This window comes from Planktotalea sp. (genome assembly GCF_039984035.1).
In the GTDB taxonomy this organism is placed as follows: Bacteria; Pseudomonadota; Alphaproteobacteria; order Rhodobacterales; family Rhodobacteraceae; genus Planktotalea.
This window is the reverse complement of sequence record NZ_JBDWVM010000454.1, coordinates 1-10,833: the sequence shown is the minus strand read 5'-3', so window position 1 is coordinate 10,833 and position 10,833 is coordinate 1. Positions and strand designations below refer to the sequence as shown.

At 54.9% G+C, this 10,833-nt stretch carries 6 protein-coding genes and 1 tRNA gene; 3 read left to right on the top strand and 4 right to left on the bottom strand.

Features of this window, described 5'->3' with window-relative positions; genetic code table 11:
* On the top strand, positions 1 to 496 hold a 496-nt coding region (locus ABJQ89_RS20115; RefSeq protein ID WP_348497934.1), incomplete at its 5' end, for a fumarylacetoacetate hydrolase family protein.
* A 23-nt stretch (positions 497 to 519) separates the two neighbouring features.
* Here ABJQ89_RS20115 and ABJQ89_RS20110 read toward each other — a convergent pair.
* The 4 genes from ABJQ89_RS20110 to ABJQ89_RS20095 form a co-directional block, all read right to left on the bottom strand.
* A complete protein-coding gene (locus tag ABJQ89_RS20110; RefSeq protein ID WP_348497933.1) occupies positions 520 to 1,794 on the bottom strand; it encodes a mannitol dehydrogenase family protein in 1,275 nt (424 codons plus the stop codon).
* A gap of 220 nt (positions 1,795 to 2,014) precedes the next feature.
* Entirely contained in the window at positions 2,015 to 6,835 is a 4,821-nt protein-coding gene (locus ABJQ89_RS20105) for a VWA domain-containing protein (RefSeq protein ID WP_348497932.1), read from the bottom strand.
* Positions 6,832 to 8,823: a hypothetical protein gene (locus ABJQ89_RS20100; protein WP_348497931.1), complete on the bottom strand. Its 1,992-nt coding sequence runs from the start codon at positions 8,821 to 8,823 to the stop codon at positions 6,832 to 6,834. Before ABJQ89_RS20100 ends, ABJQ89_RS20105 begins: the two co-directional genes overlap by 4 nt.
* Before the next feature lie 506 nt (positions 8,824 to 9,329).
* Positions 9,330 to 9,403: transfer RNA gene (locus ABJQ89_RS20095), tRNA-Cys, on the bottom strand.
* Positions 9,404 to 9,555: 152 nt separating this feature from the next.
* Between ABJQ89_RS20095 and ABJQ89_RS20090 the strand changes: the two genes are divergently transcribed.
* Together ABJQ89_RS20090 and ABJQ89_RS20085 are read left to right on the top strand one after the other, a co-directional pair.
* Entirely contained in the window at positions 9,556 to 10,209 is a 654-nt protein-coding gene (locus ABJQ89_RS20090; RefSeq protein WP_348497930.1) for a protein-L-isoaspartate O-methyltransferase, read from the top strand.
* Positions 10,210 to 10,314: 105 nt separating this feature from the next.
* A partial coding sequence (locus tag ABJQ89_RS20085; protein WP_348497929.1) for a TolC family protein occupies positions 10,315 to 10,833 on the top strand: 519 nt, incomplete at its 3' end.

Here is a 10,833-nt window from a genome sequence, read left to right as displayed (position 1 = left end):
CACATCCATCAGCCCTTGGATCGTGACCGCAGCCGCTCTGGACCCTTTCCGCGCACCGACGCCGGAGCGTGAAATGGAATTGCTGCCTTACCTTGATGGCTCAAAAGACGGCCTTTATGACATCGAACTGAAGGTGCTGATGCAGCCCGAAGGTGCGGACAAAGAAACCTTGCTGGCCACAACAAACTACAGCCGCATGTATTATTCCGCAGCAGAGCAACTTTGCCATCACGCGGTTGGTGGATGCGGCATGTCTGCGGGCGATTTGCTTGGCTCTGGAACTGTGTCAGGCCCAACGCCGGATGAATATGGCTCGCTCATGGAAAAGAGCTGGGCAGGGCGCGAGCCTTTCACGCTCGAAAGCGGCGAGATACGCACCTTCATCGAAGATGGCGACAGGCTGACGCTTGCTGGCGCAGCAAAGGGCGATGGCTTCCAGATCGGTTTTGGCACGTGTGTTGGTAAGATTTTACCAGCGAAGTCTTTCCCGAGCTAAGAAAACAAAGGGTTGGCGCGTAGTTAGGCTAGGTCTAGCGGCGCGCCAATCAATTCAAGCAATGCCCCGTCCTGTTCGAGAACAGAGGCATCGGAGGCCAAAATCGTAGCAATCTCTTGCGCATTGGGATCGTTCAATGGGGTTTGCTGCGCATGCTGATCACGCACAAATGCAATCCAAGTTGAAATCGCTTGCTTTGCTTGCGCGCAAGGCGTGTCATTTGCCGCGCAGCCCTCAACAATCGGGACCAACCGTTCGCGAATTTTCATGCTGCCATCCATGGCGATCTGGGCAAGTTCATGGCGCATCGCTGGAACTGCAAAACGATCAAGCAGGGCTTGGCGATAGTCAGTAAGAGTTGCTGAAGCGGGGGCAGGGACCAAGGGCGCGGCCTCATCCCAGAGCGCATTCACACCGGCGCGCAATTGTGGATCAGCGATGGCCTCATGGACAAAACGATGCCCCGCCAAAAGTCCCGCGTAAGCGAAGTAGGAGTGCGACGCATTCAAAAGGCGCAACTTGCGATTTTCAAAGGAGGCAACATCTTGGACGAAAACAGCGCCAGAGGTCTCCCACGCGGGGCGCGGACCCGCGAAGGTATCTTCGATCACCCATTCAGAGAAACCTTCAGTGCCAACCGCGCATAGATCAGGTCGCGCTGAGACCTGCGCGATTTCTTCGATAGCCTGCGGGCTTAAGCGGGGCGTGATGCGATCGACCATCGTGTTGGCAAAGCTTGTGTTCGCTTCGATCCAAGTTGTGGCCTCGGGCGCGGCTTTGGCTACATAGTCCATCACCACGCGTCGCAATTTGTGGCTATTGTCCGCGAGGTTGTCACAGGACAGGACCGTGATTGGCCCACCTTTGGCACTGGCGCGAGCAACCAAGCCGGAACAGAGTATACCGATTGCAGATTTAGGCATCTGGGCGGCAAGATCCTCTGCGATAGGGGCGGCGTTCAGATCTAAGCCTGTACCGTTGGCATTCAAATAATAGCCCTTTTCGGTCACGGTGAGCGTCACAACATGGGTGTCCTGATCGGCAATGCGCGCAATGATCTCGCCAGCCTGTTCAGTCGCAAGAAAGACGTCATCATAGATGGCAATAACGTCGCTCTTCAAACCGTATTGATCCCAGGTCCCAAGATTATAAGCGCCATCGTGTTCGTTCAATTCACGCCACAGATCGCGGTTGCTCATCACGACGCCAGTGATTTTCCAATCGCTCAAGGGGGATGTGTACCATGCCTGATGGGCGCGGTGAAAATTGCCAAGACCAAGATGAACGATGCGTTTCATATGCGTGAGCGTCCCTTTTAGATGCATATCGCTGCGCCGTAAAACGCGTAGGCGATGCCTTTGTTTCAAGCCTCATACGCGATTGGGGCGGTGTGCAAAACCAAGTTTGTGATTTTTGGAGGGGAGTAGCTATGCGCTCGTTTGGCAACAGCTTTGCTTGAGAAAGAAAAGCGCGGCGCAGATTTGAGGAACCTGCGCCGCGCTAGATTATTTGGATCGTTTAGATTTGATCAGGGTCGACGCTTGGCGCGTCTGGGCGATCTGCTTCGTTTTTGATCCGTGGTTTGCCTTCGCCGCGTTTGATATCAATGCATCCAACGCCCGGAATACGGGGCAAACCGTTTTCACAGCGCGCTGGGGCCGTTGGTTCACGGCGAATAACCACACATCCTTCTCCGGCAACAAACTCGGTTCCTGCGATGCAGCGGCAAGATGTTGAGTTCGCTTTGCGCATTTTGGAATAGCGGCACACACATTCGCCGCCACGTTTCACAGCAGTCGCACTGTTACAGCTTAGCGCTTTCGGCTTGCTCTGTTGCGGTGTGATCTTGCGCTTGATGCATCCTTCGCCTTCAACAAATTGCGTGCCTTTGATGCAGCCACAGCTTGTCTTGTCGCGTTGATACATATTCTTGTAGCGACATTCGCACGACCCATCCAAAAGCTGGGTGCTCTTTGCATCACAGACCAAGGGGGGCGGCGGCATGATGGGCAACTCAGCAGTCACACAAGACGCAGGCGCATCCGCGCTGGCAAGCCCAAGCGCATCAACCAAAGCATCATCGATCTTGCCGGTTTCTGGCAGGCCGAGCTCAGCTTGCAGCGTGCGCAGTCCCGCGCGCGTGCGTCTGCCGGGCACCCCATCGATTTTACCCACATTGATGCCGCGTTCTGTCATGATTGTCTGCAGGGTGACAGCGCGCTCATAAGGGTTGTCGCTGATGCCAATGGCCGCGCAGTTCTCAAAGCTACCACCTTTGGGCAAGCCCGGTAGGGTGAGCGTCATGCCCACTGTTGCGCTTTGCATTGGGGCAAGCGTCAAACCTGCATGCAGGCAACTCGCTGACCCACTATACTTGCTCGCGCAGCTCCACCCGTCGCCGGTCACGTTAGTGATTGCGGTGGGGGCAGGGGTGCCGAATGTGTCGGACAAGGTTACAGGAGACGTGACCTCGCTTTGGCCCGTGTTTGTGAGCTGCAATTCAAAGTCACAAGCGTAGGTTTGCGAGCCGACATTGACGCGGCACTGGCCCGATTGGCTTTTGACCAATTCCAACTCGGGTGCTTGCTCTGTCGGGATCAATTGCTCTGCGCTGCGCGTTGAGCTGACCACCTCAAATGGCGCGCAGTCGCCGCGATCGCGGTAGATATTCGGCAAAGACACCGAAGCGGTACCCGTTGCAGGCGGCGATCCTTCAAGCGCGCTAAAGCAGTTGGTGTAAGACCCCGGTGTGCTTGGCGCTGTCATGGTCACATCGAAGGTCACTGTGTCACCCGCAGGGATTTGCAAAGACGGCGTGCTGCACTGCGTTGAGGTCGTGTTGGAGCTCCAAGCAGACGGGAACGCACAAACCGCGGGAGATGAGTCATTGCTCATCGATGTGATGACCGTCGGTGTTGCGCCATTCGCGCCGCTCACAATATCGCCCAATTGAACAGGCATATCGAAATCATCGTTCGGACAACTTGAGCGCACTTTGATTTGGAACGTACAGGGCTGTCCGGCAAAGCAGACTTCCTGCTCTGAAATATCCAGCACCTTGTCTACGCGCAGATAAGGCGTGCAGGCTTGCGGCGGGTTCGTCACATCCGGCTCGTTCTTGACGCAGAAGCGGCGTTTCGCTTCATCGTCTTCAGCAACGGGGCCTGAGACCTCGTTCATATTGCCGGGGATCGATTGCATCGTGCCATTGAGCGACATGACTTGGGCAAAGTTCTCATTACATTGCCAATTCGTCGTTCCCTCGGGCGGCGCTGTTAGGTCCGCTTGGAACGTCAGGACCGCGGTCACAGTATCTGCGAGTGTTGGAATGGTCCAAACAACGTCCTGACCTGTGATCGTCGCGCTGCCGTGGCTCGCGGTGGTATTGCCAATCGCGCTCAACTCAGTCGGAACCTTGTCTTTGATCACGACGCTGTTGGCTGCTGAATTGGTGAAATTCTGCGCCCGCAACGTAACGGTCACGCGTTTGGTGGTGCCCGTTTCATTTGCGAAGTTCACGAAGGAGGGGTTCATGTATTTTTCAAGATACATGTCACCGCAGATTTCGTTCGCAATGCTGCCAAGCGTTTGGTTGAGACTATTGAATGTTGTGCCCGTGCTGGTCGTGCCCAGCAGTGCATCCAGATAGGTCGAGACAAACACGCCCTGACTGTCCGAAATACCAACGCCGATGATTGGCACGCCCGCAGAATAGATTGCGTTCACAGCAGGAATGGCTTCGTTCGTTGCTGTTAACCATCCACTCGGAGAGTTCGGCACATTGGTCGAAACACCGCTCGCGTCAAGATGTGCTGTTGGGCGGCCATCGGTGATGAAGATCACGACGGAATTGGGCGTAATGACAGTGCCTGCTTTGACAAGCGCATCTTCCCAGTTGGTGCCGCCTGCGGCTGTTGGCGTTTGGGTCGAGTTGGCAAGCGTTGTCAGGCTCGCAGTCGACATGGGCAATTGCACAGTTGCAGAAGAGCCAAACGTCACCAACGCCGCTTGCGATCCGTCGCCTTCAAAGACGCCGGCCATATTGCGCAAGGATTGCATGACCGTGCTCGCACTGCTGCCAAGGGAGGCCGAGGTATCAACGACAAACACAACATCCGAGCTACAAGAGGCCGCTTGTTCTGGTGCCTCGTCGGGCGTGTCAAATTCACCATTTTCCAGAACGCAGTCGCGCGCTTCTGGCATGTTTGCATGATCGCCTACCGCACAGTTCATAAAGCCTTCAGGCATTTCTGTGTTCGGGAAAGTCACGTTAAACACTGCGCTGTTCGGCGGAGTAAGGCCAGACAGTGTGGCGTGCGAAATCGCACAGGACATTGACGTGTTGTTACACGTCGCCCCTGCTGGTCCCGTGATGGTCGCGCCGGGGGTAGATGATAAGTTGGACACATCGCTGACAGTGATATCGCCCAAGAACGCAACGCCATTTGTTGTCAATGTAATGACACAGGCGATGTCGTTGCCCACGTTTTCACAGCTTTTGACAAGCTCGTAGCTTGGATCTGGATCTGGGAGCGGAGGGGTGTCGTCGTCCTCGTCAATCGTGAGTTCTGTGCAAACTGTTGCCAGCTCACCTTGATCGCCGAGCGAGACAGAGGCGCAGTTTTCTTCTGGATAATGGTCGTGGAACCAGAACTCGATATCAACTGTGGATGAGCCTGCCGTGTGTGGGAAGTCATCATTGCTGATGCTGCACTGTGGCACAGCAGGGTCTCCGCCTGGCGGTGTTTCGCAATTCCATGCGTCTTGGCTTGAGACATCATTAATGATTGGCGGGAAGGGAAGGGTTGAGCCCCAGTCCAGCGTATCCGTGATGGTCAAGTCGCCGTCGAAAGGCGCGCCGTTGGTTGTTACAGTGATCGAGCAGTCAAAAACGATTGGATTGAGCAGACCATTTTCAACGTGCTCGCAGGTTTTCTCGATAGAAATATCTTCCGGCTCAGGCGTCTCCTGGCTCCAGCAAGCTTCGTCCGCAAGGGTCGGGCCCGCGTCTACGCTGACGCAGTTTTCGAAACCTGTCTCTTCGCCCTCAACTTCAACGATCAAAGAGGAGGTCCAATCGCTCCAATCCGCGTCTGGCGCATCATCCGCCGTGATTTCACAGGCAATCATATCGTTTGCGGCGCCTTGATCGGCGTCGCAGTTCCATGGGTCCGTCATCATCGGCCCTGAGCTGCTGGGCAAAAATGTACCGCCAGTTAGGTTTTCAGTCAGCGTGATAGGAGTATCGGCGCTTGGCGGTGGACCTGAATAGTGAACCGTGATTTCGCATTGGTAGGGTGCAGGTGAACTTGCCGAAGTTTCACAGGTTTTCTCGACTTCCAAAGTGGGCGCTTTGCACTCAAGGGTTTCGGGAATAACGATCTCCATTTCGCCCATACAGCAGGCATCCAAGCCTTCGGCGCTGCCTCCGCCGATCTCTACAGAGGCTGTCGAAATCAGGATTGTTTGGCCCGCGCTGGCGCCCGTTAAGGCAACACTCATCGGGCCACGTTGGGCGACGCTCACACCAGAGGTGTTCGAGCTGATCTGAACATGAGAGGGGTCGAACTCACCAGACAAAGCATTGCTTAAAGTCACCAAAGTCTCATGCGTGTTCGGATCGCAGCTGACCTCTGCGACAAAAGGAACGCAGGCTTGGGGTTCAATATCTGTTGTGTCTTCTTCAGTTTCTTCTGGTGGTTCAGGGGGGACATCATCGTCGTTATGCGCTGGGCAAAAATCCTCGAACTCGACGAAAGCATTGTCCACATTCGTTGGATTGCTCATCGTGATCTGAAGGCGATAGGTGGTCCCCGCGCTCAACGTTGCGGTGCCCGTCACAGGCGTCCAAGGATCTGTTTCAGAGGTGCCGCCCGCAAACGACGCGGCCGCTGGACCTGCGACTGTGTTGGAGCCGGTTGCATCCAGAATGCTGACGGAAGCCGAGCCGGATGCGTTGCCGCGCGATGAAAAGGAGGCTCCGAATTGCACGAGCCCATCACATTGCGGCGTGAACTCTTGATACAGCTCATTGCTGCCGACGATGTCCAGATAGTGTTGATTGCCTGTGCCACCCGTCGCATCGGACGCAGGGCCGTTTGATCCATAGGAAGTCTGCCCACCTGGGCCATCGACTTGCACGACATTGGCTTGATCGTTGCCGGTCAATGTCCAAGGGGCGATGCTCCAGCCAATGTTGTTGCCGTAGCTTGAGGGCGGGTTTTGCTCAAAGTCGCCATTTGTGATGACGGGCGCGGCCATCGCCATTGTGCTTGAAACAACAAGCGCCAAAGTAGCGCGGGATAGAACGGGGGGGAGGGTGCGAAAAACGTTCATCATTCTGCCTCCTTCTCACAAAGCGCATTGGGGATTTTGAAGGAGACCGTTTGGTTACAACAGTCATAAGGTGCGCCGCTGGCCTGATCCACGCCGTTAAAGGCGCATATGTTAACGTGACCGATTTGACCTGCACTCATGCCGCTCAGAGATACGCTTGTCGGCGCATTCATCCCAGTTTGAAGCGGCAAAGCACCAAGAGGCGGGGAAGCGGGCAATAGTTTCAACTCATCCAGCACAGGTGCGGCAAGACGATCTGCCGCTTGAACCTGCAGAACATAATCACCGGTTTCAGGATCACAGCTCAACGCGTGCTCAACAGACATGCAGGCGTTTTGTTGCGGTGCGCACAGCGCTGGATTTGCAAGGCAAACCAACGTGACACACAAAGGCGACGTGCAAAGCTTGGGGTCTTTAGGCAGGGGCGGATCGACCTTTGCCAACTGTGGGTCTGCGGGTGCTGCAGACGCTCTTGTTCCAACACATCCCAGAACTTCCACATCTCCCATATGACCTGAACGGACGGTTTCGTCGTAAACACCATCAAAATCGTGGAAGTAGCTGACCCAAGGCGGAGTGTTCTCGCGCGCATCCATCATAACAGGCTGGGCTTGCGCACCATGAACTGTCAGCGCGCCGCCCAATTCGAGCGCAGACTCGAGCGTCGGCTCGTCCCGCAGCGCATCGCCTGTCGCCCAAAGCGTTCCCTTACAATCGCGCGGCTCCAAGCTGCCGCGTACCGTGTAGTTTGGGCCAAGAGCGACGCCGCCGTTGGCATTTGTGTGCGTGCCTTGAAACCCGATACTGTAATCAATCGGTTCTTCCACCCAATCGGATGGGGTTAGCGCGGATTTGGGATCATCCGGGTCTTCGAGCACAAACCGCGTCACGGCGACCTGACCCATCTGTGTCATTTCGTTGTAATCAAAGGGTGCAAGCGGTGTGGCGCGCTGGGCTACAACCAATGAGCCACTCGCGGTGAAATCCAGATCAGAGATGTCAAAAGGTTCGAAACGCTCTGGGAGGCTAACCTCCCAACGGGCATCCTCTAAAAAGACACCGGTTTTTTCATGTAGTCCGATGGACCAAATATCCGGTTGCTCTGTTTTGCCTGTGGCAACTGCGTAAAACAGACGTCCCCCACGCACCGCGAGGCCCCAGACGCGACGTTTTTCATCCGCAAACCCCCAAGTGTCGGGAAGGTCGGGGTCAAAATCACCGCTGGTGATATCAGCGCGGTTCTCTGCGTCATGAAGAGACGGTTCTAGCTGCTCGTTCGGGCGTCCATTCATGCCGTGATCGAAGGTTTCCAACTCCTCGCCATCAAGCGAAAGGCGATGAATGACGCCCGTATCCAAGTCAGAGATAAACAAAACCTTATGCGCTGCATCAAATGCGATATTGCCAAGGCCTGCTGCGCTGTTTGGCACGCCGTCCAGTTCAATATTCGCGAGTAAGGAAACCTGCCCAGTGCGACCGTCGACTTTATAAACAGAACCGGGTCCAGACGCAGGGGTAGGCCCAAATTGCGCCTCTGCCCAGACCGCATCACCAGCGCCTTTGCGCAAGCGATCGGGAAGCATATCTTCATTTCGGTCCGCACCATTGATGTTGAGCCCAAAGGCAGAGGTTGCGGACAGATAGAGGTTCGGCGGTGTTTGATCGTCCAATGCAATGCCGAAGACTTGCCCCACATCGCGTGCAATAATCTTGTCATAGGCGCGGCGTTTGATTTCTTGCCCCGCGGGCCCTGCGTCAAACTGAGCAATGCTCAGCAACGTCACGACTGCGCCATCGGGATCGATAAATTCACGAAGCAGCGGTTTGACTGCATCAACTGCGCTGCCATCGGGCGAGAAGGGCTTGCGCACATGCGTTCCCGAAAAGCCAGTTGTGATCAAGGTATCTGCCTGAAACAGCGGCGCGTTCGCGCGCCCTGTCGGGATTTCAATAGCGTCCGCAAGGGCGGGGGTCGCAGCGACGAGCGCCATGCCTGCAATAGGCCAAAAATTATGGGAGCGTCTGCGTGTGGGCTTTTGGTGGAGTTGGAAATTGTAGCAAAAAAAAGACAGCAGCTGTGAAACCAAAGACATAAAAAGCCCAATTCAGTTTGAAATCCCCTCACGCTAACCTCACGTAATCGTGAGGTCGAGGCGGGAATACCTGACCTTATGGTTAATTTTTGAAAATTACCCCTTCATGTTCAATGTATTGGCATATTGATCAAAGTTCGCTTTGGTTTGGGCGCCGAAGACCAGCGCAGAGCCATCTGGGAAGCCTTACTGCGGCGCTGAAACATATTGAACGACGACTAACAAACGAAAAACGTCGCATCATTTTGTTGAACGAGAGGTCGATGATTGTTCGAGGTTAGTACGAAAAACACATGCCTGATTTATACGCGTTCGACCTAGTTCGTCTTCTCAAATAACGATGTGCCTAAAGTCTAAAAACGATCAAAGCCTCAGCAGTTTCCTGCTAAGGCTTTGTTTTTAAATGGAGGCGAGTACCGGAATCGAACCGGTGTACACGGATTTGCAATCCGCTGCATAACCACTCTACCAACTCGCCGCCAGTAGTGCCGTGCAGATAGCTGATCTAGGAAAAGGCTGCAAGGGCCAAGCGATGCAATTTCTTGCGAATTGCATGAACAGCGAACGTTGTAGCCCTGCGCGTGATGTGGCAAGACAGTTGAAAGGATTCTGAACGAGCGAGTTTAGCACATGTCTGATTTTGCAGCGCGTCGCATCATGATGGTCGATACACAAGTACGCCCCTCTGATGTCACCAAATTCCCGATTATCGATGCGATGCTGGATGTGCCGCGCGAAAACTTTGTGCCGCGTGATCGACGCGAAGCCGCATATATGGACGGCAACATTGCAATTGGCGAAGGGCGGGTCGTGCTTGAGCCGCGCACGCTGGCCAAGCTCCTTGACGCAGTAGATTTGCAAAACGACGAGCTCGTGCTCGATATCGGGGCAGGGTTTGGATACTCCTCCGCGATCATCGCGCATATTGCCGAGGCGGTTGTTGCTGTTGAATCGGATGAACGTATGTCTGAGGATTCTCAATCGGCACTCAGCGATGCAGGCGCGGACAATGTTGTCGTACACGCTGGCGCGCTTGACGCGGGCGTTGCGGAACATGGACCTTATGACGTGATTATTCTTCAGGGCGGTGTTGAAACCGTGCCGGGTGCGATCTTAGATCAACTCAAAGAAGGTGGGCGTATCGCCGCGATCTTTATGAGCGGTGCATTGGGCGAGGTCCGCATCGGACATAAGATTGATGGCCATATGAACTGGCGTTTGGCGTTTAACGCAACGGCGCCTGTCTTGCCTGGTTTTGCAAAAGAAAGCGCGTTCGCGCTGTAAAGCAAAACGACGATAAAAGAAAAAAGCGCGCGACGGAAAGCTGCTGATCGCGCGTTGGAGCATAGAGCTAGCTGCCACAACGTATCCGTTGTGCAAGGGGATCAAATGAACGGACTTAAATTGCGCTCAAAAAGATTGTTAACTGCAATCGGTCTTTCGTTCATGAGCCTGCAAGCGGCCCAAGCTGAAACATTGTCAGATGCGCTGATCAGCGCGTTCAACCATTCAGGCCTGCTGGAACAAAATCGTGCGTTGTTGCGCGCCGCGGATGAAGACGTCGCCATCGCCACAGCCGCGCTTCGCCCGATTATCAGCTTCGCTGGGGGGCTGAACCGCAGCTTTTCCCGCACAACAGCCTTTACGACCAACACATTAAGCGAAAACAACAGCACGACTGCAACGATGACCATCAGCGCGGATTTGCTTTTGTATGATGGTGGGCAGTCAAAGTTTGCCATTGAAGCTGCGAAAGAGAACGTCCTTGCCACACGTGCACGTCTTTTGGCTGTGGAGCAGAACGTTCTGCTGCGCGCTGTGACGGCCTATTTAGAGGTGCGCAATGCCAGTGAAACGGTCGCGCTGCGCCAAAGCAATGTGCGCTTGATCCAGCAGGAGCTTCGCGCG